Raw genomic sequence first — 259 nt, forward strand, 5'->3', positions numbered from 1 at the left:
GTATTGAGCGGGTCAATCGTCACCAGGAACTTCAGCTTCGACAGAGACTCGACAACCTTGTTCTTGTTCGGGAACGACGCCACCGGGTTAAAGCCCTGGCAGATATAGCCGTTGACCTGGCCCTGGTGCATCATTTCGAAGTACTGAAGTACGTCGTAACCTTTGTCCCACTTCGGCAGCCAGTCAAAGCCCCAGCTGTTTTCCGCCGTCGCCTTGTCGCCGTAGAAGGCTTTCATCAGCGAGACGAAGAACTTCGGAT

At 54.1% G+C, this 259-nt stretch carries 1 protein-coding gene; it reads right to left on the reverse strand.

The window, feature by feature from the left end:
- The coding region (locus RTW80_RS29840; RefSeq protein ID WP_312721766.1) for a hypothetical protein at positions 1-259 on the reverse strand (259 nt) is incomplete at both ends.

The organism is Escherichia sp. AM3 (assembly GCF_032029835.1).
GTDB lineage: Bacteria > Pseudomonadota > Gammaproteobacteria > Enterobacterales > Enterobacteriaceae > Escherichia > Escherichia coli.